The sequence below is a fragment of the Dolomitihabitans soli genome (genome assembly GCF_022213955.1).
GTDB classification, from domain to species: Bacteria; Actinomycetota; Actinomycetes; order Streptosporangiales; family Streptosporangiaceae; genus Streptosporangium_A; species Streptosporangium_A soli.
The window spans coordinates 22,194-47,091 of record NZ_JAKNTW010000044.1 but is presented as its reverse complement, the minus strand read 5'-3'; the positions used below and the strand labels follow the sequence as shown (position 1 = coordinate 47,091).

Genomic DNA, 24,898 nt, shown 5'->3' with positions numbered 1-24,898 from the left:
CGTTGCTTATCAGACGTCAGGGGCGTGGAGGATACAGGCGCTCCAGACGGTCGGTATGGACGGCATGGATGAAGGGGCCGGGAGTGTCCGCTGCGGCGAAGATTGCCTGTTGGTTGCTGATGAAGCGTTCGGCGTAGGCGGCGGAAGTGAGATCGCCGCGGGTGATGACGAAGCAGCGGGCCTGATGCCCGATGACGGCGTCGATCTCGGCTTGCCGGTAGCGGATGCGTTTGTCCTTCATGAGGACGGCCCAGCCGAGCTTGGCTATGTCTTCGATCCAGCGGGTGTCTTCGACGGTCTCGTCTTGGGGGACGCCGTAGTGTTCGGCCAGGGTGATCAGGTCCCACCCGGCTTCGCGCAGCAGTTTGGGTACGGCGATCCGGCCGAGGCTGCGATCGACGAAGAACCTACGCGGCTGTTCGGGTGGCGACACGCAGGACGTCCTCGATCTCGTCGCGGGTGAGTCCGTACTCCTCTGCTACGACGTCGACGGGCTCTCCGGCCCGGAACAGGTCGATCGCGTCCTCGAGCTTGGCGCCCCCACGGGCGAATCGGGGCCGGCCGAAGGCGTGGCGGGCATCTACCGTGACCTCGGCGACGCGGTATTGCGGAAGCGTGATCACTTCGGCGTATCCGTCGTGGGCGAAGCCCACCCGGCGCAGGTAGTTCTCCACGATCTCGGTGAAGACTCGTTGGTTGTTGCGGACGACGACCAGTTCGCGGGCCGAGTCGTCGCCGACGTGCTCGGCGTAGTCGTAGAGGACTTCGGCACCGTCGGTGAAGAGCTGACGGCTGGCCAGGGCGTGTTCCAGACCGAGTTCTCGTTGCAACGCGTCGATCGCCGGCCGGATGCGCTGCAGTGGCACGCCTGCTTGCCGGAACGCGGCCAGGGCATAGCCCTCGGCCAGGCCGATGAATGGCACGGCCGCTTCGTTCGGCCGCTCCGCCCTGGTGGCGGTGATGACCGGCTTGGCGTGAACTGCACGGCCGCCGCGCTGACGGCGTTGGTAGCCGAAGGCCCAATTGGTGAAGGTGGAGGCGGGGATCGCGAGGTAACCAGCCGCTTCGGCGATGCCGTACAACGGCGTGGTGAACCGATCGATGGCCATGCTCACCTCCTGGATCCGATCGTTGAGCCCCTTCATGATGCCTCATGGTGTGGCGTCATAGGCGGCGCATTCCTGCGTCATCTAGGTATGTCCTCTTTGCTCGACGACTGGGTCCAGCACAAGGTCATCAGTTCGCGGCCTCCTCATGATCTTTCGAAGGACGGGCCGCTGCGGTTCGCCCTCTACGCGCGGACGTCCACGGAGGATTTTCAGGATCCTGTCTCCTCGTGCGGGTGGCAGCGCGAGGCAGCGCGGATTCTGGTCGGGGGCTGGGGCGTGATCGTGGCTGAGTTCGTTGATATCGGATACTCGCGGCGGTTGCCGTGGACCGATCGACCGCAGTCCGCCGCGCTGCTGACGGCTCTGGCCGATCCGGACCGGGGATGGGACGCGATCGTGGTCGGTGAGTATGAAAGAGCGTTCTCAGGCGATCAGCTCACGCAACTCCTGCCGTTTCTCCAGTCCAACGACGTACAGCTCTGGTTACCGGAGGCCGGTGGGCCGGTGGATCCAGATAACCCGGTGCATCAGGCGCTGATGCTGTTACTGGGAGGGCAATCACAACGGGAGGTGCTGCGGGCCCGCTACCGCGTGCTGGCCGCGATGCGGACCCAGGCTGCCGACCAGGGGCGGTTTCTGGGTGGCCGCCCGCCGTACGGCTATCGCTTGGTCGATGCGGGTCCACATCCGAACCGGGCGCACGCCCGCTGGGGGCGCCGTCTGCATCGGCTGGACGCCGATCCGGCCACGGCGCCGCACGTGCGGTGGATGTTCGCGCAGCGACTGGCGGGCGTGAGCGTGGCGGGAATCGCCCGGATGCTTAACGGACGCGGCACACCGTGTCCCTCGAGCGTAGATCGCGAGCGCAACCCGCACCGGTCGGGACAGATGTGGACGCTACGCACGGTCGCGGCGATCCTCGGCAATCCCCGCTACACCGGCCGCCAGGTCTGGAATCGGCAGAGCGCTGGCACCGCCAATCTCGCCGTACGCGGCTGGAACACTCCGCAAGAGTGGGTGATCTCCACGAAGCGGAGCCATCCAGCGCTGGTCAGTGACGACGACTTCGTCACCGCGCAGTCGATCCGGGCTGCTCGTGCCACCCAGAACGGAAGCCGACGCGTCTACCTGCTCGCAGGGCTACTGTGATGCGGATTCTGCGGGCGTCGACTGGATTCCCACTGGGTGAACGGGGGTCCCGGATACCGATGTCGGCACGGCTACACCAGCGCCAGACCTCGAGAAGCGTCCAGCCCGAAGTTCCTGTATTTCCGCGAGGACCGACTGCTGGCCGAGCTCGTCTCGCATGTCGGCGACGGGAAACGGGGCGGGCTTGAACCGGCAGAACTCGTTGCCGCCTTGCGGGTCAATGGCCTCGTCGTTGTCTGCCACGCCGAGACCCGCGTCGTGACCACACTGAACGCAAAAGAGCCCGCCCCGCAGGGCGAGCTCTTCATGGGGTAATCCTGTGTCCGAGACTGAGCGCCACCGGACGCACATGGCCCGTCACCGTCCCCAGCCCCATACACCGCATCCGCGTCGCGTGACGGCGTCCGCGCTGGCACTGGGTGAGCGGCGCACCGATTGACGAAGTCCCCGCCCTCCGCCACCACCAACCCGACGGCTCCCACTCGGATTCCGGCCGCACGGCGCTTGGCTCCGGGTTTCCTTCCGATGTTCCTCAACCTCCGGACGGATTGGATCGCGCTCTTGACCCGGTTGTGCATACTGCCTGCTGTACCCGCCGAAGGAATTGTACCGCTCGGCCGGATGGGCGCCAGGCATTGGAAACCGGAGGGCTGGGGTAAGCCGCCACCCGGCTCTCCACGTCACTACAAGCGCCGACGCAGCAAAGCGGAGGAGTCATCCCCTTCCGCCGCTTGGTGCGAAGTGTCCGAGAATAGAGTCTCGCTGGACGCACATGTCTCAGCGTTATCCCCGTCCCCATCCTCCTACACCACATTCACGTAGCTCGACGAGCTACTACCCACGTCCGGCTGAGCTATCAGCCGGGATCTGCGTGTTCGCCGAGGTCACCCGCATTCAGTCGTACGCCATCCCGAGCATGTCCAGTCGATGGTCCTATACTCCTGCTGTTCCTCCTACATGCATCGCTTCTTCCCAATTGTGAGAGCCTTGATGAGGCCTTTCCGGTGGGGACTCCGTGTCTAGGACTAACGGTGAGGCCGGACCGGGGAAGGGGTGGCTACGAATTGGCTCGAGGTGAGGATGAGCGCCAAGCAAGGTGAGGCGAGAGTTCCGGTACAGGTAGAGCATGTCCGGGCGGCACTGCTGCGGAACTACGCTGGGCTGATCTACGAAGAGGATCTGCGAGGCTACGACACAGCAGGTAGGGAGCAGCGGTTCCTCTCCCGGGCATTGTCGGCTGAGGCCCTGCGCATCGCGACCGGCTGCGACTACGAAGCCGCCGGCCAAGGAGTCATCGACGGGGACAGGGATCAGGGCATCGACGCCGTTGGGGTGGGCGACGGTTCCGCCGAGGTCTGGCTGGTCCAGGCGAAGTGGAGCGATGCTGGCACGGCAAAGCTACCGAAGGGGGAGGCGCTGGCGTTTGCCGACGGTGTGCGCCTAATTGAAAGCAGGAACTTTGAGCCGTTCAACGAACGGATGGACCCGTTCCTGCCCAGGCTCGATGCCGTCATGGGAGACGCCCGGCTCAGGATCAACCTCGTCGTCGCCGTCATGGGGCCCGCGGTTCTCCCCGAGCCCACGACGGCTGTCCTGGATCGTCTTCGCGAGGACGCCAACAACAAGGGGCCGATGCTTCGCCAGGATGTTCTGGGCGCCGCCGACTTCCATCGGCGACTGCGTCAGGACGTTGCTCCCAAACCGGTGAACGTCAAGGCCGTCATGCGGAACTGGCTGTTCAAGCACACGCCGTTCGAGGCCTGGCAGGGCACTGTGGCAGTTAAGGACATCGCCGCATGGCATGACGAGCACGGGGATGCCCTGTACGAGCAGAACGTTCGCAAGTCACTCGGCCTGACCCGCATCAACTCCGGCATTAAGGAGACCTTGCTCAAAGAGCCGGAGAACTTTTGGTACTTCAACAACGGCATCACGGTGCTGTGCGACCGCATCGAAGAACGTTATCTCGGCCGCCGTAGGGGAGACGAGCCGGTCGAGCTGACCTTGCAGAGTGTCAGCGTCGTCAACGGCGCGCAGACCGTCGCGGCGATCCACGAGGCGTTCGGACTGGACCCGGACGTGGCCGAAGAAGCCGAGGTCACCGTCCGTGTCTTCTCCTTGGGAACGGAACGTACGAATTACGCGACGCGGATCACCGAGACCACCAATACGCAGAACGACGTGTCGCAGCGGGACTTCATCGCCCTGGATCCGGTGCAGGCCGACATCCGGGAGGACTTCCTTCTCTCGGGACTTGGTAAGAGCTACACCTACAAGCGTGGTGAGCCGGATCCGGCGCCAGAGGCAGGATGCTCAGTGGAGCATGCCGCGGTCGCGCTGGCCTGTGCCCATCACATTCCAGACCTCGCGGTGCGCGCCGGTAGGAGCGTCGATCTTCTCTGGGAACGCGGTGGCCGTGGCGCATACCCGCGCTTGTTCGGTGAGATGCCCAGTGCCCATGGGGTCTGGCGGTCGGTGCAGGTCCGGCGCGCGGTGGGCGCGGCCCTGGAGATTGAACGCAAGCGATTGCACGGACGCGCCGCCGACATGGCGCGACGTGGCGAATTACTCATCACTCACCTGGTCTTTCAGCTCGTCGACCAGGACGGGATCGACGACTCACGGTACGATTGGCAGCCGATACTGAATCAGGTGCCCGAGCTGGTCTCCCGGGTCCTGCCGTGGCTGATCTACCATGTGGACGGCGAGTTCAGCCGAACCTCCTTCCTCAGCAGTACCTTCAACGACGAGACCCGCTGTCGGCGCCTGGCCAAGCTGGTCCTGGACAACGTCGGCCGTAAGGTGGATCCCCCTCAGCTAAGGGCTGACTACCAGCCTCCGGCCCGGCAGACTCGCAGGCAACGCCGCCCCAACGCAGTTCCCACCCTGGTCAACGCCGGTGTACTGGCGGAGGGCACCCCGGTGACCTATCGCGCACAGAGTGATGCGGAGCAGGCCGCGGTCGGCGACTGGCTCACTGCGGATTCACGGCGAGCTCGTGCGACCTGGGTGAACGACCGAGTCAAGTGCCTGTTGTGGTCGTACGACGAGAAGCAGTACTCGGCCAGCGGCCTGGTGCATCGAATCTGGGAATCGGCCGGGTACGAAGACGCGCCGGTTTCAGTGCAGGGACCAGGCCGTTGGAAGCTGGAGAGCGGTCTGTCGCTCTGGGACATGGCGCTCCAGTTGCTCGAAAAGGAGACCGAGGAGAACTAGAACTGACGCCCCGGCGGGTGACCGTTGCTACTGTATGGAGAGTTCAGGCCTGGGACAGCGGCGCGTCGCCAGGTGCGAGTGTCCTCCCAGCCGCGCGCGTGGGCATACCACCGGCCGGATGCAGCACCTCGATGACCACTTGTGCGGATGCGGTTGGGATCTGGCCCGCTGGCGTTTGCCGTCTGCTCGCTGACCCACCTCGCTGCGGAAGTTTCGCTGACCCTGGCCCGGCACCGTGTGCCTCAGCCCTCTTCTGTAGGCGGTTCCTCCTGCTCATATTGATTTAGGCGAGCGATGTACCCGTCGACCTCGGCAACGTTTGGGGACTTGGCGCCGAATTTTGCCGCTCGCTCCTCGCGTATCTCCTGGAACACCAATCGTGCGTCTGTGAAGTCGCGGGTTCGAGCGAGGAGTACGCCGATCTGGAGCCGGATCTCCTCGGTTCGAGGGTCATCTTCTGCTGCGAACGGTGCCCAGACCGGCAGGAAGCTCTGGAACGCTTCCAGGGCTACCGTGTCGTCCCCCAGAAGCGACCGGCAAGTTGCCGCGTAGTAGCGGCATTCCAGGACGTCCGGATCGCTTTCCCCGTACAGCTGGGTGAACGCCGCCCTCGCGGCTTCGAACTCACCGAGTGCACGCCGGTACGAGCCCGCCGTGAACAACACACCGGCCAACCGGATCCGCAGGTCTGCGGCCAGCTCCTGATCCCCTGTACTGCGGGCGATCGCCTCGACGAGAAGATCGGTTGCCTCGGCGAACTGTTCGGCATCTGCGAGCTGAGCAGCCTGTTCCCTGATCTGCTCGGCCTCCGCAGGGGAGAGCGACTCGCGCGCAGCGGCAACCACCGGTGCTGGTCGCCGACGTGGCGTCGCCGACATGGGCCGGCTAAATGGCCGTGTTGGATCGAGGTCCGGTCGTGGCGGCGTACTCTTGCCAGAGATCGCGTACGGCAGGAGAGCATCGTAGACGGCCTCCGCATCGGGACGGTCGTCGGCGTCTTTGGCGAGCATTCGCAAGACCAATGCTTCGATCTCCGACGGGACGTCGGCACGCAAGCCGGTGATCGCAGGCGGTGCGCTGCGGACATGGTGATACCTGACATCGGTGCTCGACCCGAAAACAAGCTTTCCCGTCAGAAGTTCGTGCAGTACACAGCCCAGTCCATAAACGTCGGTAGAGGGGCCGAGACCACTGGACAAGCATTGCTCAGGGGACATATAGGGAGGAGTGCCGATGGTCTGCCCCACCATGGTCAGCCGTGCGCTGTCGCCGCCATCGAGTAGAGCCGCGATGCCGAAATCCAGCACTTTAACGACGCCGCCCGTGGTGACGAACAAGTTGCGCGGCTTGATATCCCGGTGGACCACACCGATCCGGTGCACTTCAGCGAGCGTCGCCGCAACTTGCGCTCCGATCGCCGCTGCCCAAGCGATCGCAGGTGGGTGATCCTGGTAGTCTTGCTCGCCGACCAAGTCGTGAACCTCGGCCCCGCTCAGCAGTTCCATCACTACGTAGAGTTGACCCGAGTCCGGGTCCTCGCCAGCGTCGTGAACGGCCGGGATGCCAAGGCAACTTAAGCTCGCGGAGGCCTTGACCTCGCGGAGGAACCGCTTGCGTGCGACTTCCGGATCCCCAAGGAGCGGATGCGGTTCCTTCATCAACTTGATCGCGACCCGTCGGTCCAGCACAGGGTCGTAACCCTTCCAGACCTCGCCCATGCCACCTTGGCCGATCGGCTCGTGCAACCGGTAACGGCGGGCGATATGGCGAGCATCGGTCATGCTTACCAGCCTGACAGTAGCGATCAATTTCCAGCAAGTAGGAGATTACCTCTCGGATCTACCATCTGCTGACATTTCGCCTGTACGGCGCAGCCTCCGTTCTGCTTCTCTGCGCACTGGTCGGCGGATCAGGTCATAGGCCTGCTTGCGGGCCACCTGAGTAAAGACCTCTTTGAATCCCGGATCTTCGCCGAAGAACCGCTTAACGAGCGTGTCGTTGGCCTCGGCCCGTTCGCCGACCACCCGGCGTAGGTGCTTGTCGAAAACCTGGCCGAACTTATCGAGGTCGTCGAGAACCAGTCCTGCCTGCTGGATCGCCTCATTTTCCGCGAGCGCAATGACCTGCTGACCGAACCAGATCTGATCGCCGGTATCCAGATTCCAGCCGAACTTCTCATTCATTTCAGCGATGACCTGGGAGAGCGGAACCTCTTCCTCCTCTCGTCCACCGCCGCCGCCATCGGCCGAGAAGCTGGGCAGGAGTTGCGGCCCCTGAGGTTCGAGACCTACGTCCTGCTGGCCGGCTAGGGCGATCCGCAAGTGGGTCAGGTCAACTGGCCCGAGGTCAATCCCAGCTCCGGCGTCGGGTCTGATCCGGGCCGCGAGATAGCGGGCGAATCGGTAGAGACTTTCCAGCTCCGGGTCTGGGAAGCCCGCCACCTGGGCGAGGTAGCTGTAGGCACGGACGAACTGGTCAAGAGCCTTGCGGAACTCCTCGGCCCGCTCCGAGTCCGTGCTCTCCACGTTGCGATAGCGGTCCCTGGCCGGCTCAGTGAGCCGGTTGAGCAGTTCGTGTGCCTTCTCGATCTGCGCCCGGGTCGCTCCCGGTGCCTCGGACTCCACCTGAGCTCGGGCGAACGCCTCGATCTCCACGTCGTCGAGCAGTTGGTAGCCGCGCAGTTCCTGTTCGATCCGATAGAGCACGTTGACGTCCGCGGGCTGGGCGTTGGCCTCCTCGTAGTAACGCTGAAACGACTTCTGGATTCGCTCGGCGTCGTTGGCGAAGTCGAGGACGAAAACGTCTTCCTTCAGTTTGAGCAGGTGGGTTCGGTTCAGCCTGGACAGGGTCTGAACGGCGGCCACCCCTTCCAGCTTCTTGTCGATGTACATCGCGGTCAGCAGGGGCTGGTCGAATCCGGTCTGGTACTTGTCCGCGACCACCAGGATGCGGTACTCAGCCTGATCCCGGGTGGCCGCGTGCGTGTCATCAGCCTTGACGTAGCCGAACCGGGTGGGCGTATCCCGATCGGAGAACCCGTTCAGCTTGCCTTCGGTGTAGTCGGTCCCGTCGAGGGTGAGCGTGCCGGAGAAGGCCACAAGAGCACCGCAGTCGGTGAATTCGCGCCGGTCAACGTAAGCGCGGATGGCCTGGTACAGCCGGACGGCGTGCTTGCGATTGCCGGTCACGACCATTGCTTTGGCACGTCCGCGGAGCCGAAACCTGACATGGTCGCGAAAGTGATCGACGATGATCTGCGCCTGCTGATCAAGCGCGGCCGGGTTGAGCTTGACCGCGCGCACCAGCGCAGCTCTAGCCTCCCGCGCGTCGACTGTCAGGTCCGCCTCCAGTTCGGCCTCGAGGGCGGCGTTACGCAGCCGGAAGTAGGTATCGTAGGTGCTGTAATTGCCGAGCACGTCCAGGATGAAGCCCTCGTCGATGGCCTGCCGCATCGAGTAGGTGTGGAACGGTTCCAGCGTCCCTTCCGGCGACCTGGTGCCGAAGAGATTGAGCGTCTTGTCCTTCGGGGTGGCGGTGAAAGCGAAGTACGACAGGTTGGGGTGGCGCCCGCGCTGAGCGGCCGCAGCCGTGAGCGGATCGCCTTCTTCGTCACCGTTGCCGCTGCCGAGCAGCCCTTTCACCCCGTCGGCCGATTCGCCCGACTGCGATGAGTGCGCCTCATCTACGATGATCGCGTAGCGCCGGTCGTTGAGCCCCGACACTTTCTCCTTGACGAACTTGAACTTCTGCAGGGTAGTGATGACGATCCGTGCCGTCTGACCGGTCAGCGCCTTCGCGAGCTGGTCGGAGTCCTCATCAATGCGATCGACCACGCCGAGCACGTGGTCGAACTGGTGAATGGTGTCCTGGAGTTGCTTGTCGAGCACTCGTCGGTCGGTCATCACAATGACCTTGTCGAAGACCGGTTCGTTCGGCCTGATGTCCTTGGCCCGGGCCTCCGGCGCGATCAGCGCGGGATCCGCTGGAGTGTGCAGCGACGACAACTGGTGCGCCAGCCAGGCGATCGAGTTCGACTTGCCGGATCCGGCGGAGTGCTCGACGAGGTAGTTGTCGCCCGCCCCGTGCCGCGCCGCATGATCGGCCAGTTCTCGTACAGCATGCCATTGGTGGAACCGAGGAAAGATCAGCGGCTTGCGATGGGCGTCTCCCCGTTTGGCCGCCGGCGCCCGGCCCTTCTTCAATCCCTCGTCCTCGACGTGTAGAAACCTCTGGAGCAGGTCAAGCCAGGCGTCGGGCTGCCACACCTGCTCCCACAGGTAGGACGTTCGGTAGCCGGTGGTCCCCTCGGCCAGCGGCGGATTGCCCGCCCCGCCGTACTTCCCTGCCCCTCGGCTGCCGGTGTTGAATGGCAGGAACCGCGTCTTGTTCTCGGCTAAACGCGTGGTGATGAACACCAGGTCCTGGTCAACGGCGAAGTGCACGAGGGTACGGCGGGCGAACAGCAGTTCCTTGCGGTTCCGCCTGCGGTACTGATCCTTGGCGTGTCCGACGTTGCTTGCCGTGCCTCCGTTCTTCAACTCGGCGGTGGCCATCGGGATGCCATTGAGAAACAGCGTCAAGTCCGGGGCCTGCATTACATCGGTGGCCGAAAAGCGCAGCTGCCGCGTGACAGTCAGCCGGTTCTCGGCGTACCCCTTCAGCGCGTCGTCCGCCAGTGTGTGGCTGGGCCGGAAATAGGCGAGTATGATCCGCATGCCCTGGTCCTTCACCCCCCGGCGCAGTACATCCAGAGCTCCCCGGTCATCGATCTCCCGAGCGACCAGCTTGGCGAACTCCCGCATCGCAATGTCGGTCTCCACGGGCTGCGGATTTCGTTTCGGGTTGTACGGCTCACGCGCGCCACGCCTGCGCAGCAGCTCTTCCCACTCGTCAGGCTGTGTCGCCCCGATGAAGGTGAACATCTCCGAGGTGTCGAGCCCGAGTTCACGGTTGTAAAAGGTGGACAGGCCCTTCTTCCAGCCGGACTTCAGCAGAAATGTCTCGATTGCATCCTCGAACGGTCTCTCGGTGTGTGCGCCGCTCATGAGTCACCTCTCAAAAGTCGTTCGACACCACGGCAGAACTTGTCAAAAGAAGATGCACCCTCGCGGGCCTGCGCCAGATCCAAGACCGCCGCCAGTGCCGCCAGGTCCACTGTCTCCTTGTACGAATAGTTGGTCACCCGAACACGCAGGAGAAACGGCACTATGTTGCCCATCACCCCCGCGCCGTCGTAACGTCGACCTGTCCGGTCACTGCTGCTGTGATCAGAGCCTGCTTTCGCTCAGAGATGAGCGTCGCCTTTTTGGTCAGTTGATCGCGAAGGCTTTCATTCCAAGCAAGCGCCTCGTCTATGAGTTTGATCTGTCGATCTTGAGTGGTCAGACTCGGCAATGGGATGATAGCTTCCGCGATCTCAGAAAGGCCAAGCCCAACCTTGGTTCCGCCATAGCTGATCATTTTTAGTGCACGATTCACGGCGGGGGCCTTGATCGCATAGGCTAACCATCTTGGATGACATATTGATTCATCTACGCGAAGCAAGCAGACGTGCTGACTTACATTCCCATTGGTGGTGTGAGTATCAATGATGCCCACTGAGCCGATATCGGCAGTAATGCTAACCAGAACATCACCTGCTCGCGTTCGCGTCCTCTCCCGCTCGGGCCCTGCGGGAGAGTTCGCATAGGCCAGGTCGTCAAGGGAGAGTGCAATCCCTCGCCGTGGGATATTCGTTATCCGAATAAATGGGACGCCAAAGTCGCTGATCAGCTCCCCCCAGCCTCGCGGTCCGCTAGTAAGTCTCCGAACAACGTGCTTGATCCGCGTGACTGATGTATTGCTCAGCGAGGTAAGCTCGTGAAGTACGCTATCTTCCCGAGAATCGAGCAGTTCGATTTGCCTATGCAATGCCTCGGTTAGCCTATTAAGGCGATAGCACTCGGAGTCGAGGAAGTCGGCGATCCGCTTTTGCAGATCGAGGTCTGGTAGCGGAATCGGAAAGCTCATGATCTTGCTACTGTTTGTGGAGGCAAGATTCGTTGTTCTGGACCCAGTGCTCTCAAAATAGCAGCGACCATGAAGCGATTGGGTGACCCAGGCAAGGTAATTGGCGTTCAGCTTGCTTGAGTCCGGACGGATAGCGAAAACATGATTCTGGTGAAGGCATCCTGGAATCTCGTCTTGCCAGACGGTGCCGCGCCCCAGTTTGTCGAGATCACCTCCCTCTGTCATCAGCACATCGCCTGCGCGAAGTGTGCTGCGATTCGCCATCTCGCGAGGGACGGAGATCTCGGTGATGTCATCCAGGGACACCTGACCGGCTTGGACGTTGGCAACTCTCAGATACGGGCGCGTCACCACATCGCCATCGAGGTCGCGTCCCCCGTGGACAGTAAACCCGGTCTGAAGTTTGCTAATGAATCCTAGGCGAACCAGCGGGCGATCCGATGGCAACGGCGGTAGCCACGGCCACGCTTGTGAGCTGGTCATTTGACCACCTCACCGAGGAGTGACTGGATCTGAGCTTCCAGCTCCTTGAGTTCCGCATCGATCTCAGCCAACGACCGTGGCGGTGTGTAGACGTAGAAGTGCTTGGTGAAGGGGATCTCGTAGCCGATCTTGGCTCGGGATACCTCCTTGGTCTTCGGATCCTTGATCTCGGCGATCCAAGCGTCGGGGACGTGGGGACGGACTTCGCGATCGAAATACTCGTCGATGTCTTCCTTCAGTGGCACGTTTTCGTAGTCGCGCAAGTCAGGATCGGGGAGAGGTGCGCCCTTCTTTGCCTGGATCTCGCCCTCGGGATCGGACACGGCGACCGCGTTCCAGATGGCCTTGTCGACCGTTGCGCCCGGCCAGATGACCCCGCCTTCGGCGGCAGCAGCCAGCAGGGCCTTGCGTGCCTCGGCCCGGATCGGCCAGGCTGTACCGATCAATGGCTTGAATGCCTCAAGCAGCAATTGGCCCTCGGTGTAGGCAGCGAAGGCCTTGGTCTCGGCGACGGCCTTCACGGTCTCCTCGGTCAACGCGAACCGCTGCCGGAGCGGCCGGTCGATAGTGATCCGCTGGTAGCCGAAGTCTTCGTTGTCGAAGATCTTGACCTTGCCATGGCCCCAGTGCGATGGGTCCTCAGCCGCGTCGATCGCTTCGCCGTACAGCTTGGTGATCTCGAAGATCTGCTCTTCGGTGATCTCCTTGCGCTTTTCACCTAGAGATTTGCGCATCTTGGCCCAGTAATCGCGGGCGTCGATCAGGACGACCTTCCCCTTCTGCGCGGGATCCTTGCGGTTGGACAGGATCCAAAAGTAAGTAGAGATACCGGTGTTGTAGAACAGCTGATCGGGAAGGGCGACGATCGTCTCCAGAAGGTCGCGTTCAATGATCCAGCGCCGGATCTCCGACTCGCCTGAGCTGGCCCCTCCGGTGAACAGCGGCGAGCCGTTGAAGACGATCGCGAGTCTGGTGCCGCCCTGCGACGGCTGGCGCATCTTGGAGTTCATGTGCTGAAGGAAGAGGAATGACGCGTCGTTGATGCGAGGCAGGCCGGCCCCGAATCGGCCGAAATGCTTGAGAGCCTCAGTCTCGGTTTTGACCGCGTCCTCGACGTTCTTCCACTCGACTCCGAACGGAGGGTTGGCCAGCATGTAGTCGAAGGTCTTGCCCTGGTGCCGGTCATTGCTGAAGGAGTTGCCGAGCTTGATGTTGGCCGGGTCGTGGCCCTTCATCATCATGTCGGACTGGCAGATCGCGTAGGATTCGGCGTTGAGTTCCTGGCCGAACACCTCGACGTTGAGGCCCGGGACGGCCTGGCTGCGGATGTGCTCTTCGGCCGCGCTGAGCATGCCACCGGTGCCGCAGGCAGGATCCAGGATGTTGATGACGTCGCCTGGACTGAATCTTCCCAGGTCGGGGGCGAGGAGCAGGTTAACCATGAGTTCGATGACCTCACGGGGGGTGAAGTGCTCTCCGGCGGTCTCATTCGAGGCGTCGGCGAACTTGCGAATCAACTCCTCGAAGATCACCCCCATGTCATGGTTGTCGACCTGTTTGGGGCTGAGAGGGAAGTCGGCGAAGGCCGTGATGACCTTGTAGAGCACTCCGGCGTTGTCCAGGCGGACGATCTGACGCTCGAACTCGTACTTCTCCACGATCTCGCGGGCGGCCTTGGAGAAGCCCCGGACGTAGTCCTCAAGATTCTTGCGAGCGTTCGCAGGGTCGGCGGCGATCGTTTTGAAGCTCTGCTTCGACCGGTTGAAGAAGCGCACGCCGATCTGGTCGCAGATCAGCTCATCCTTGTCAGGGAAGTTGTAGGCGGCGTCCTTCTCCCAGACCAGCTCGCGCGTCGGCTCCATGACGTAGTCCATCCGCCGCAACACGGTGAACGGCAGGATCACCCGGCCGTATTCGGACTGCTTGTAGTTGCCGCGAAGGAGATCGGCCACCTTCCAGATGAGGTTCGCCAATTGGCTATGGCTCGTCTTCACGTCAAATCGCCTTCCAGAGCATCCGGAGCAAGATCGAACAGTCCGCTCGTCAAACCATCATGGGCAAGCCGTACGACATCTTCACCGAAAGCTGCCGCACGGTGCAGCAAGTCGGCGAACTCGGCCAGCCGCCGGAACTCCGCGCCGTAGCGCCGCTGCTCTGCCAGCGGCATTCGTGGGATGACCGCTCGCCGTACGTCGTAGCGGAACGTCCCGGTTCCGGTGACTGCCTGGCGGAGATTGGCCTCACTGCGCAGAAAGCCCGCGACGAAGTGCGGATCGAGGACGGCGGGCTCGCAGCGGAGTAGGTGGCAGTCGGGTGGGGGATGGTCGAGCGCTTTTCCGAGCACAGTCGGTGCTGCACTCGGGTCGAGGGCAGGCACGAGGATGTCGCCGGGCTGGGGGCGCAGGTCGGAGCGGGGAGCTTCGCGGTTGAGCAGCAGCAGGATGGATCCGGTCTTGACCAGGTCCGCGATCGGCACCATCGACATAGCAACCTCGGTCCGCTCATACCGGCCGGGGAGCGCTCGGGGCAGGCGCCGCAGCAGCGGGCTGAGCTCCTCCAAGGCCGCCACATGATCGTCGGCGAGGCTATGAGCCGGACGGGTCACATACCTGGCCGGGGTGAGGTCCACCTCGTCGTCGAGCAGGTCGACGACTGGGACGGCCACGCCAGCATCTACCGGGAAGCCATCGCGAAGCTGTTTCCGGTCGAAGCCGGAGGCATCGATCATCTTCACAGCTTGGGGGATGCCCGCTTCCTCCGGGCGGGTGAGGACCCACAGGTGCAGCCCGAGTGAGTGACTGCTCGCCAGTCTGGGTGGCAGAGCGATGATTTGGCGGAGGGCGCCGCTGCGTAGGAAGTTGCTGCGGATTCGCCGACCTGACCGCCGGGAGGCGGCGGCGATCGGCATCACGATGATCACGATGCCGCCCGGGGATACGTGTGCGTAGCAGTGCTGCACCCAGGCCAACTCCGATTCCGCTCGCGGCGGCAGGCCGAACTCCCAGCGCGCGTCGTAGCCAAGCTCCTCGTGCCCCCATTCCTTGACGCCGGTGGGCGGATCACAGACGACTAGGTCATACGGGTAGGGGAACTTGCTGTTGCGGAGCGAGTCGCCCGCCAGGATGTCGGCCTGGCGCAGCCGGAACGCGGCGATGCGGGCCAGCGCCGGATCGATCTCCTGTCCGGTGAGGGACTTTGCTCCCTTACCGGACAGAGTCCAGAGCAGGGTGCCGGTACCGCAGGCAGGATCGAGAACCCGGTCGCCAGAGTGGACGAAGGTGGAGATCAGCGCGGCGAGCTCAGGTGGGGTCGCCGGCGTGGATCGCGAGCTTGAATCGATGTAGCGGCTGTGAAGCTCCTCGAAGAGTTCGGCAGGGTTCTCATCGGCGGCGTGTGCAAGTCGACGCCAGAAGGCCACTTGCGAGGGACGCAAGCCATGGGAGAACGGCGGGCCGCCCGGGAGCTTGGAGTTCTGCGCGACCACTACGGGGATGCGTTCCGCGAAGGTCTCATCGGACTGCTTCTTCAGGGTGGCCCCGAGGCCGGGACAAGAGAGGAACGAGGCAACGTCGGCTAGGCCGTCGGCCAGTCGAACGTCTTCGTATTGCACCCGTAATTCCTGCCAGAGTCGATCCGCCGGAGCGATCGAGGCGGGGGTGCCGCGAGCGGCCAGCCAGCGCTCGACTTCAGGGAGCGCATAGAGCGGATTGGCAGGGGTGCCCGCAACGGGGTCGGGGAAGTCGGGATGCCTTCGTCGCCAGTTGCTGACGGCGGCGCGTTCCACTTTGGCCAGCCGTGCGATCTCGGCTGCGGTCACCATTACCTGATCGCCCACTCGGGTCACCTCCGTGTAGGTCCGTTAGCTACAAGCTAGTCCATTATGACTGTTCGCGTCTATGGAGCACTTGTTGCATTGTTTGCAGAGCTAACAGATGCTTCTATAGATCGAGGAGAGAACAACCACCCTCGAGAGGAGTCTTCGTGCCCTCCACGCTCCACGAAACGATCCAGGCCCAGCTGGCGGGCTCGGCCCTGAGCTCCTCGGCCAAGGAACTCGTCATCAAGGCCATGGGCGCGCCTAATGCAGGCGACCTGCAGCCGCAGCTCCCGCACGCCTACCTGAAGGCGGTGACCGTGCGTGGGTTTCGCGGTATCGGCCGTACGGCACGACTGGAGATCACCGAAGGCCCCGGGCTCACCCTGATTACGGGGCGGAACGGCTCGGGCAAGTCGAGCTTCGCGGAGGCCATCGAAGTCGCGTTGACCGGCGAGAACTCCCGCTGGGCCGGAAAGTCTCAGGTGTGGCAGACCTTCCAGAACGTCCATGAGGAGGGAGCCGCCGAAGTCGAGCTGGAGTTGCTGTTCGACGGCGACCGGGAGCCTTCGATTGTCGGGCACCAGTGGATTGGCTCCAAAGTCGACGAGGCGATCTCGACGCTGACTCGCCCCGGTCATGCGACGGTGTCGTTCAAGAAGTCCGGACTGACGGGTCCGATGGCGCTGTTCCGTCCCTTCCTGCCCTACTCGGAGCTGAGCAAGGTCCTCGATCGACCGACCGGCCTGTACGAGAACATTGCGAAGATCCTCGGCATGGGGCCCGTCGCCCAGGCGATCGACCAGCTCAAGCAGGAGGTCAAGGAGCTGGAGATGGCAGTGAAGCGGCCAGGCGCCATGCTGCCCGGCCTCTTGGCCGAACTGGAGCAGATCCCCGATCCACGCGCAGCCGAGGCAGTCGCGCTCCTTCGAAAGCCTGCCCCTGACCTAGCCCCGCTGGAGGCACTGGTGAGCGGCCGAGGTGCGCAGCCTGCCGATGACACGGAGATGCTGCGCAAACTGGCCGAGTTCACCTTCCCGCAGGCGTCAGCCGTACAGGAGGCAGCACAGCGACTGCTTGCGGCAACCAGAGCCGTCGTGGCGCTCAACGGCTCCGACGCCGAGGACGCCAGACACCGTGTCGACCTCTTCCACCGCGCCCTGGCCCACCACACTCGTCGGCCGCTCGACGACTCGTGCCCGGTCTGTGCCGCACCACAGCGGATCGATGCCGCCTGGGCCGAGCAGGCCGAGCGGGAGATCGTGCGGCTTCGCGACGAGGCCGCGGCGGCCGACCGCGCTCACGCCGAACGACGTGCCGCACGCGAGGCGCTGCTCGGACTGGTCGGTGTGGCACCTGCACGACTGCCCGCGCCGGTGGGGGAGGCTTGGTCCGCTTTGCAGGCATGTCAAGAGCTCGGTGACGACACCGAGCTCGCCCGGCGATTCGAGGAAGGGGCAAGACGACTGCGGGAGGTAGGCACCGACGCCGTGCAGGAGGCGCGGTCGCGCCTGGCTGGGCTGGATGAGGTGTGGCGGCATGGCGCCGTCGCCCTCGCCGCCTGGGTAAGCGCGGCTCGTGTGGGCGTCGCCGCCAAGCCTCGGCACGCCGAGGCCAAGAAGGCCGTGGCGTGGCTGCGTCGCGTCCACGACGAGATCCGGAACGAGCGAATGACGCCGCACGCCCAGCAGAGCGCACTCTACTGGCAGGCTCTGCGGCAGGAGAGCAACGTCAGCCTTGGGCCGATCCAGCTCACCGGCACCGGCAACATGCGCCGTTTGCAGCTCGACGTGACGGTCGATGACGCCCCCGCAGCCGGCTTGGGCGTGATGAGTCAGGGCGAGCTGCACGCATTGGCCCTGTCGTTGTTCCTGCCGAGGACGGCCACGCCAGAGAGCCCGTTCCGCTTCGTGGTCATCGATGATCCAGTGCAGTCCATGGATCCCGGCAAGGTGGACGGCCTGGCCAAGACGCTGTCCATGGTCGCGCAGACTCGTCAGGTGATCGTGTTCACCCATGACACGCGGTTGTCCGACGCCGTCACGAGACTCACGCTGCCTGCCACGATCTTGGAGGTCATGCGGAAGGAACGCTCGATCGTTTCGGTGGTGGAGACGAACGACCCGATCAACCGGGCGCTGCGCGACGCTCGCGACCTGGCCCGCACCCCCGGATTGCCGATTGGCGTGGCCGACACTGTGGTGCCCGGACTGTGCCGAGTCGCTATCGAGGCGGCCTTCCTAGGCCTGACCAGGCGCAGGCTCGTCGCCGCTGGCGTCGGCTATGGCGAGATCGAAAGCGCGGTGGCTTCGGCCAGGAAACTCAACCAGATCGCCGCGCTTGCCTTGTTCGGCGACATTCGCAGAGCTGGCGATGTCATCGGCTGGCTGCGCCAGACCTACGGCGGATGGGCGGCCACCGTCTACGCAGCCTGCCTCCACGGAGCCGGGCGTGAAGGGCTGCGCGGGACCGGCAACGACCCGATCGAGCTGGTCGGGCGGTTGACCCGCAAGCTTAAGGAGGAGCGCTGACATGGACCTGCTGAACCACGCCGCCCTACTACTTCGCGGGCGCTCCACCGACACCTCACCGGGCGTTCCCGGGCTGTGGCCCCGCGCGGCAGCCTTCCTCATCCGGCTCGCGCTAGAGGAAGTCCTGGCTGCCTTCTGGAAACGGGTGGCCCCCGGAGTCGAAATGTGCACTATGCGGGCGCAACTGTTGTGCCTGACGTCCTATACCGACAGGGAGACCGCACGGACTGCGGCGGGAGCCTGGGGAGCTCTCAGCGCGGCCTGCCATTACCACTCGTACGAACTCGCCCCTACCGGAGACGAATTGCGGACGTTGCACCGCGAGGTCACTGCACTCGCGACGCGCTTGTCCTCGTAGTCTCGAAGCACCTCATGATTTATCAACAAGGGCTTGGCGACGTTGCCGGGCAGAAAGGCCCATAGCGGCACTTGTGCCCGGCTCTCGGAACTCGCGGTTGGGCTGATCGTTGCTACCGGGCCAGCAGAGGATCCGTTGTCCTGCTGCGTATAGGTGCACCTCTTGTGAAGGTTCCGATCTGCCCGCCCATTTGATCTTTGAGACGCCCTGGTGAGGCATGATGGTGCAGCGGCCAATGTCTCCCCAGATCATCCCCCTCTTGTCGAGGAGAATCACGTGACTGACCTGCTTCTTCCTGGTTGCGACGCACCTGCGAAGCGCCGCGTTCCTGACGAATCGATCGCTTCGTCCCTGGTCAGGATGGCTGACGAGAGCCTTCCGAATGCGGTCCGCCTGATCGCGATTCAAGTCTGCTGGATGCGTGGCGGTGCCGCGGCCTCTGCCGCCGAGTGGCTGATTACCAAGCCCAGCTCCTTCAGCAAGGAACTGGCGCGCGTCACGTCCGGTACAGGGTGGGTAGGCCAAGCCACTCGATCCGAGTACCTCGTCGGAATCTGCTACGTGATGGCTACCAAGGGCTTGCCCGTCGAACTGCGTCATCGAGCTGCAGCGGAACTCGTCCAGCAATGCTTCGAAGCCGGCTACGCCGAGGCGCGTCGGCTTCTTCCGAAGAACGGCTGGTCCTGGCTGATCGATGTACAGAAGGAGGATTGGGCAGGCCTTATCAGCATGGAGTTCATTGGAGATCCGACCGCTCCGTTGAAGACTAGGGCTGCAGTCGCGGCGGCGTTCATTCAACATGCGCCTGGAACCGTCACCCCTTCAGGGATCGGCGAGTTGATCCGCTCGGCCAAGGTCGCGAGTGCCGATCGTCTCCGGCTAGCGGTTGCTGTCGCGGAACGAGTTCCAGAGCAGGGGAAGAGCTTTCTCGCGGAGCTCGTCGACGACCGCGCCGCCCAACCGCTCCATAGAGTCCAAGCCGCGGAGGAACTACTCTCTGTCGACACGGTTGCCGGCAATAGCGCTCTACAGGCCCTGGCGATTAATCGGCAGTTGCCTCCGGCCGCGAGAGAGCTCGCCCGCCGTTCTCTCGGTCTGCGTGCTTGAGGTCGCTCCACACCCGCGGCGGCCTTCTCGGCGTACCTGCGGGAGATGGCGTATCGGAGCCCTGCCATAGGCCGCCTACGGGCAAAGCTCGCCACGCGCGATCAGGGGGAAGCGCGGTTCCAATGGTGTGAGTGCTGCATTGGATGGTCTTCGCGGGTGTGGGTCGGGTACCGGGGTGCGGGTCGTGGAGGGGTATGGCCGCCTCCTCCACTACAGCCAGGTGCTCGGGTGGAATCGGATCGTGTGCGACGCCCTCGTGGAAGACGACCTGCGTCGCGAGAGCGGCCATGGTGGCCTGGTCCGCTCCGTTGAGGCCCGCACGGTTGAAATGGAAGATGAGGTGGTGGGCGAGAACGGCTCGTAGACCGCGTTCCAACTCGCCGTGGTGGTTCAGGTACGCGAGGGCTTGGCCGGCTTCGGTGAAGGCGGTGATCCATGCTTGACAGCCCGACAGAGGCCCTTCTTCCACGGGGTCGCACAAGGCCTGGGTGTTGGTGGTCATGAGCGTGCGCATTGCGTCGCGGAGCTGTCGGGCGTGATTGGGGTCGGCGGGGATGGCGGTCTCATGTGGGCGCAGGTCGGCGACTCGGGCCCATACGTCGCCCTGCTCGAACCAGTCCAGACCGGCGCCGCGCAGCAGCGTGCTGCACAGCAGGATCGAGGTCTCCCGTCGGCCAAGTAGCTGGTCGGCTTCCAGCCTGCGCAGCAGATGACGACTGTCGGCATGGAAGAGCGTGCACGCGACGTCCATGCCAGCCTCTCCGCCGAAGGCGACGGGCTCGAACTCGCAGACGGTAGAGGTCCATGTCATCGACTCGCCGGCCTGGGCCAAGGTGTGCAGGACCGTTTCGTGGGCCGCGGGGCTGGTGGGCAGCCATCGGAACCGCCACTGCGCTTTGCGGATAAAGAACCAAGCGGAGAGTAGCCCGTGGTCCTCGGCGTTTTGTAAGACCGGGCCGATGCTTGAGGCGGCGAGGTGTTCGGCGGCAGAGCGGTCGGCGAAAGTGACGTTGGCTTGCCGCCAGAGATCAGGCTGCACGGATTACTCCATTCCAGTCAGCGGAGCAGGAGGCAGGTGTCCCAGGTGGTGGTGGGTGGCGCGCCGTCGGCAAGGGCTTGGAGGGCCAGCCCATAGCCGGCGTTTCCGGCCAGAAACCCAGGTGGTGCGTTGGTCGCGGCAGGGCCGTCCAGCAGCAGGTCGGTGACGAGGGACATCGGCAGGGCGTACGGGGCAATCGCGTCGGCCGCGAAGGCGGCCACGGTCATGAACACTCCCGCCGAGCCGTGGCACAGGCCATGGTCGACGATCCGCCGTAGCTGGCGCGGGTCGTTGAGGCAACCGGTCAGGGCGGACTCGGCCGTGACCCGGCGGGTGGTGTCGTCGGTTGCGAGGGCCGCCAGTTGCTGGGCGCGGGCCAGGCCGGGGGTGCCGTAGCACCAGGATGGGCGCAATGGCCCGGGTTGGGTGGTCCGGCCCCGCTGGAGCTCGGCGAGGGTGATCGTTTCGGGCCACCAAGGGGCGCCGAGGTGATCGTGCTGCCAGTTGTCCAGCCAGGTGCAGATCCGGCCGATGGCCTCTATCTGGCCTGGCACGATCAGGCCGGCTCTGGCGGTGAGCGACAGCAGCGCCAATGGCCCGGCGATGCCGTGGGCCATCCCGTTGTTGCCGTGCCCGCCAGGAGGGGCTTGTGTGGCGCGCCGGGATGAGGACATCGTCCACCAGCCCGGCAGGCCGTCCACCGGTTCGGTGAGGCGGACGAGGTAGGCCAACACGTCCTTGACCAGGTCGCCGCCGGGGTCACGTCTCCACAGGTGTGCGCTGAGACCGGTGAGACCGCTGATCAGGTCGAACTCGGCCAGAGCGGGCCGCTCGCCCCGCGCCAGACGCTGGGACGCTGCGGCGAGCCGGTCGCGGGTGAGGGCTGCGATGCCTTCGTCGAGGGCCGCCTGCGCGGGTCGGTATCCCGGGTGGGGGGTGGGGTGGAATGCGAAGGCGAGCGCGGGCGCCCCGTGGTAGAGGCAGGCGCCCACCCCCATGGTGACTTCATCTCGGGTCGCTGCGCTCAGCCAGTCGTGCGCCTCCTGCCACCCCGCGTTGCCCGTGATGGCACGTTCGATGTGAAGGAGCGCGATCCCGACGGCTCCGCCGCTGAGTGACTGGACCGGCGGCCCGGTCGGATGAGGTGTCTTGAGTTGCCGGGCTATGCCGTCGGCACGGTGACGGGCCCGCTGGTGGATGTCGATTTGCCGCTCCCTTCTCCTCGTGTGATCCGGCTCTGGGCGAGGGACCGGGCCAACCGCAGACAGGTCCGCTCCGACTCGGTATCGATCCCGATCATGCGGGCGTGGTGAAGATGCAGCAGGTCGCCCATAACGGCGTTCACGTCGGTGGCGTCGAGCAGTGCCCGGTAGGCGGCAAGGGCTGTACGGCGTCGCTCGAGCAGTTCGGGCGGAATGTTCGCTGGACGAAGGGCCTGCCCCACAACAGCCCGATCGAGCGCCTTAGGCCCGCCGTGGGCGAGGTGCTCCACGAGCCAGGCCAAGCCGTCGATGCCCAGGAAGCCCGCCGCGAGGTCGACCAAGCTGACCGCAGTCGCGGCCTGGGCGTTCTCCGTGGCGCGCAACTGCGCGACCGCGACTGCGGAGTCGGCGGCGAACACACCCTCGGCGGCGGCCAGGGCGGGGCCGGTGCCGAATCGGCCGGTCTCGGGCCGGTAGGTGTCCAGGCAGAGATCACGAAGCAAACCAGCTCGGGCAATGGTGCTTGCCCACTGGCCGAGCGATCGGGCGGCGGGGCCGTACCGGTCGCCGTCATGCAGTTGAAATCGGACCCGCAGGTGCGGTGCGGGGGTGCCGTAGCGGATGAACCACCAGTCATCGGGCGCGCCATGCTCCCAGTCGGCGAACAGATCCGGCAGAAAGGTGGTGAGCAATTCGGTCTGGCGTCCCGGGTGCGCGAACAGCTTCGCGTACAGCCACGGTGATCCCCCCGGCAGGTGGCCGGGACCGTGGTGGATCCGTTCAGGCCGCAGCGGTCGCGCCAATGGGCGGGGCGGAGCGCCGGATGCGAGAGGGACGACGATCTCGTGGGGGCGCCCGCCGATCCAGCCGTCGTCGGTCCCGTCCTCGGTCAGCCTCGCCCTGCCGGTCCGGTCCAGGTGGCGGCGCAGCAACGCCAGGTGCGCGCCCTGGGTCAGGTCCAGCCGGATCAGCACGTCATCGTCGCCGAACCGCACCACGTCCGGAATATGGCGGGCGTGCCGGTGCTCCTGGAACTGCTTGACCCATTCCCGGGTGGTGGTGTCCCTCGCGGGCAGGGCTGTGGCGGTGAGGTTCCACCAAGCCGGGCTGAGGACCGTGCGGCCGTAGCGGACGCGCGGGAGGAACGCGAACCGGTCGGCGACGCGGCCCCACGCGAAGGTGGTGCAGGGTGTCGAGGTCGCGGTGCTGACTTCGCACAGGAACCGGGCCAGTGGGTGGGCGCCGCGACGTAGGTCGATCGCGTTCAGCAGCAACGGCTCCACGGCACATCCGCGCGTCAGCGACACCAGGACCAGGCGGCGGGCGTCAGCGGTGACCGCCAGGTCATCGAGATCGATCGACGAGTCCTGCGGGTGACGATGCTCCCCCAGCGACAGCACCGGCAGGACCTTCGGAGTCCGGGCCAGGGCGTCCGTGCGGGCGAACAGTGGAGGGATCGACAACTGCACAGCCATCGCACCGGCCGTGCCGGTCGGAAGGCGACGGTATGCCTCAATGATCCGGTTCCGGTCTGCGGCATGAAGAAGATGTAGGAACCGGCCGACCGACGTCCCGGCGTGCCGCGACGCGCATGCCACGGTGAGGGTGAAGGCCCCGGTGTCCAACGCGGTGGGGGTGGGGGCGTTGAGGCGGACCCGCAACTCCGTGTGCGGGACCGGCGCTGCGCTGCCGCCGGCGGTCTCCAACTCGGTCACCATGTCCTCGGTGAGGACCAGCTCCGCGTACCCATCCAGGGCGGCCTTGTGGGCCATGGCGGCCAACGTGACATCTCTGCGCGTCGGCGCAGGGTCGTTGGTGAAGGGCGAGCCCCGGTACCCGGCGGGGTAGCCGAGCCCTCTATCAGGGTCCAGGAGTTCCCTGATCCCCACGAGAGCTCCTGGACCATAACGGTCGAGGAACGCGGTGTGGTAGGCCCGCCACGTGGGCCGCCCCGGGGCCAGCCGGAGCAGGATAGCGGCGGCTGCCTCAACTTCAGCGATCACGCGGGGAGGGAGGCTGATCGAGCAGTCCAACCGTAGACCGACCGCCAGACGCGGTCCCGGATCCAGGGTGATGGGGATGGCTTCCCGTCCATGCAGTTGGGCGGTGATGTGGGTGAGAGGGTCGGTGACGGTCATCGGCGGTCGCAGGCTGGTGAGCAGGATCCGCAAGCGCACCAACTCGGTGAGCATTTCCTCGATGACCGTGACCGGTGTCTGGGGAGACTCAGCGGCCAGCTTTGCCAGGAGATCACCGAAAACGACCGGTGTGGCGGCCTGTTGAAGGACCATGCGGACCGCTGCGGTGTGGCGCACGGACACGTCCGATACCGGGCCCTCCGCGCAGGGCTGGTGGGACAGCACCCAGTCGGCGCCCCGCACGAATCCCAGGTTGTTCGTCATGACCGGCAGCGTCCGCAGCAGGGCCGGCTGATCTTCCAGAGTTCTGATCGCGTCGGTGAGCCACATGGAGTCCGGTCGGTGGACGGCGGTATGCCGCTCACCGAACACGATCGAGGAGGTGGGGGCCATGGTCACAGGGGCGATTCCGGCGAACAGACCGAACGGTGTGGCGCGGCTCGTCCACCGCAGGAGATAGCGCATCAGCGCCTCGGCCGCGCGACGGATTTGACGCGGCCGGAATGCCTCCGGGTTCTCACATAACGCGGTGAGGACGCGGGCCAGATCGGGACTCGCGATCGTGACGGCTTCGCGTACGTCTGGCAACGGCCAGACCTCTCCGATCCAGTCGGCCCCACTGCTGACGTCGTCGCCGGTGAGGTCGGGCCACGGCGGCAGGGACAGGCCCTCGGGGTAGGCGGCGACGCGGATGACGGCGGCGTCCACAGCTCGCAAGGGATGCATCTGGCCGGTCCTCCGTT

The 24,898-nt window shown here is 64.8% G+C and carries 14 protein-coding genes; 4 read left to right on the top strand and 10 right to left on the bottom strand.

Going from position 1 to position 24,898, the window contains the following annotated elements; all coding sequences use genetic code 11:
• Positions 1 to 16: 16 nt before the first annotated feature.
• Both MBA17_RS45965 and MBA17_RS45960 read right to left on the bottom strand, forming a co-directional pair.
• A complete protein-coding gene (locus tag MBA17_RS45965; RefSeq protein WP_238505058.1) occupies positions 17 to 433 on the bottom strand; it encodes a PIN-like domain-containing protein in 417 nt (138 codons plus the stop codon).
• Positions 408 to 1,145, bottom strand: coding sequence for a DUF433 domain-containing protein (locus tag MBA17_RS45960; RefSeq protein WP_238505057.1), 738 nt, complete (start codon positions 1,143 to 1,145; stop codon positions 408 to 410). Before MBA17_RS45960 ends, MBA17_RS45965 begins: the two co-directional genes overlap by 26 nt.
• A gap of 51 nt (positions 1,146 to 1,196) precedes the next feature.
• Between MBA17_RS45960 and MBA17_RS45955 the strand changes: the two genes are divergently transcribed.
• Positions 1,197 to 2,258, top strand: a complete 1,062-nt coding sequence (locus tag MBA17_RS45955; protein WP_238505055.1) for a recombinase family protein — start codon at positions 1,197 to 1,199, stop codon at positions 2,256 to 2,258.
• A gap of 1,080 nt (positions 2,259 to 3,338) precedes the next feature.
• Entirely contained in the window at positions 3,339 to 5,474 is a 2,136-nt protein-coding gene (locus MBA17_RS45950; RefSeq protein ID WP_238505054.1) for an AIPR family protein, read from the top strand.
• Between the two features lie 242 nt (positions 5,475 to 5,716).
• Here the strand turns inward: MBA17_RS45950 and MBA17_RS45945 are convergent, their stop codons facing one another.
• The 5 genes from MBA17_RS45945 to MBA17_RS45925 all read right to left on the bottom strand — a co-directional run bounded on the left by MBA17_RS45945 (position 5,717) and on the right by MBA17_RS45925 (position 15,801).
• Positions 5,717 to 7,255: a protein kinase domain-containing protein gene (locus MBA17_RS45945; protein WP_238505052.1), complete on the bottom strand. Its 1,539-nt coding sequence runs from the start codon at positions 7,253 to 7,255 to the stop codon at positions 5,717 to 5,719.
• 45 nt (positions 7,256 to 7,300) lie between these two features.
• Complete coding sequence (locus MBA17_RS45940) at positions 7,301 to 10,519, bottom strand: type I restriction endonuclease subunit R (RefSeq protein WP_238505050.1); 3,219 nt, start codon at positions 10,517 to 10,519, stop codon at positions 7,301 to 7,303.
• A 172-nt stretch (positions 10,520 to 10,691) separates the two neighbouring features.
• Positions 10,692 to 11,966 (bottom strand): restriction endonuclease subunit S, encoded by a 1,275-nt coding sequence (locus MBA17_RS45935; RefSeq protein ID WP_238505044.1) that lies wholly within the window; start codon positions 11,964 to 11,966, stop codon positions 10,692 to 10,694.
• Positions 11,963 to 13,960, bottom strand: a complete 1,998-nt coding sequence (locus tag MBA17_RS45930; protein ID WP_238505042.1) for a type I restriction-modification system subunit M — start codon at positions 13,958 to 13,960, stop codon at positions 11,963 to 11,965. The genes MBA17_RS45935 and MBA17_RS45930 overlap by 4 nt, the downstream gene beginning before the upstream one ends.
• The gene (locus tag MBA17_RS45925; RefSeq protein ID WP_238505041.1) at positions 13,957 to 15,801 is read right to left on the bottom strand and encodes an N-6 DNA methylase; all 1,845 of its coding nucleotides are present in this window, start codon (positions 15,799 to 15,801) and stop codon (positions 13,957 to 13,959) included. Before MBA17_RS45925 ends, MBA17_RS45930 begins: the two co-directional genes overlap by 4 nt.
• A 146-nt stretch (positions 15,802 to 15,947) precedes the next feature.
• Between MBA17_RS45925 and MBA17_RS45920 the strand changes: the two genes are divergently transcribed.
• Positions 15,948 to 18,311, top strand: coding sequence for an AAA family ATPase (locus MBA17_RS45920; RefSeq protein WP_238505039.1), 2,364 nt, complete (start codon positions 15,948 to 15,950; stop codon positions 18,309 to 18,311).
• A 634-nt stretch (positions 18,312 to 18,945) separates the two neighbouring features.
• Complete coding sequence (locus MBA17_RS45915) at positions 18,946 to 19,776, top strand: hypothetical protein (protein ID WP_238505038.1); 831 nt, start codon at positions 18,946 to 18,948, stop codon at positions 19,774 to 19,776.
• Here MBA17_RS45915 and MBA17_RS45910 read toward each other — a convergent pair.
• Genes MBA17_RS45910 through MBA17_RS45900 form a run of 3 tightly spaced genes read right to left on the bottom strand, consistent with a single transcriptional unit; the run spans position 19,712 to position 24,881 of the window.
• A complete protein-coding gene (locus tag MBA17_RS45910; RefSeq protein ID WP_238505037.1) occupies positions 19,712 to 20,815 on the bottom strand; it encodes a thiopeptide-type bacteriocin biosynthesis protein in 1,104 nt (367 codons plus the stop codon). The genes MBA17_RS45915 and MBA17_RS45910 overlap by 65 nt on opposite strands.
• A 17-nt stretch (positions 20,816 to 20,832) precedes the next feature.
• Positions 20,833 to 21,981, bottom strand: coding sequence for a lanthionine synthetase C family protein (locus MBA17_RS45905; RefSeq protein ID WP_455432980.1), 1,149 nt, complete (start codon positions 21,979 to 21,981; stop codon positions 20,833 to 20,835).
• A complete protein-coding gene (locus MBA17_RS45900) occupies positions 21,978 to 24,881 on the bottom strand; it encodes a lantibiotic dehydratase (RefSeq protein WP_238505036.1) in 2,904 nt (967 codons plus the stop codon). Before MBA17_RS45900 ends, MBA17_RS45905 begins: the two co-directional genes overlap by 4 nt.
• Positions 24,882 to 24,898: the final 17 nt, after the last annotated feature.

What these genes read in the sequence shown, in the direction of transcription:
- MBA17_RS45940 (WP_238505050.1), bottom strand. Translation starts at nt 10,519, where the DNA reads ATGAGCGGCGCACACACCGAGAGACCGTTCGAGGATGCAATCGAGACA.
- MBA17_RS45955 (WP_238505055.1), top strand. Translation starts at nt 1,197, where the DNA reads ATGTCCTCTTTGCTCGACGACTGGGTCCAGCACAAGGTCATCAGTTCG.
- MBA17_RS45900 (WP_238505036.1), bottom strand. Translation starts at nt 24,881, where the DNA reads ATGCATCCCTTGCGAGCTGTGGACGCCGCCGTCATCCGCGTCGCCGCC.
- MBA17_RS45960 (WP_238505057.1), bottom strand. Translation starts at nt 1,145, where the DNA reads ATGAAGGGGCTCAACGATCGGATCCAGGAGGTGAGCATGGCCATCGAT.
- MBA17_RS45935 (WP_238505044.1), bottom strand. Translation starts at nt 11,966, where the DNA reads ATGACCAGCTCACAAGCGTGGCCGTGGCTACCGCCGTTGCCATCGGAT.
- MBA17_RS45945 (WP_238505052.1), bottom strand. Translation starts at nt 7,255, where the DNA reads ATGACCGATGCTCGCCATATCGCCCGCCGTTACCGGTTGCACGAGCCG.
- MBA17_RS45950 (WP_238505054.1), top strand. Translation starts at nt 3,339, where the DNA reads ATGAGCGCCAAGCAAGGTGAGGCGAGAGTTCCGGTACAGGTAGAGCAT.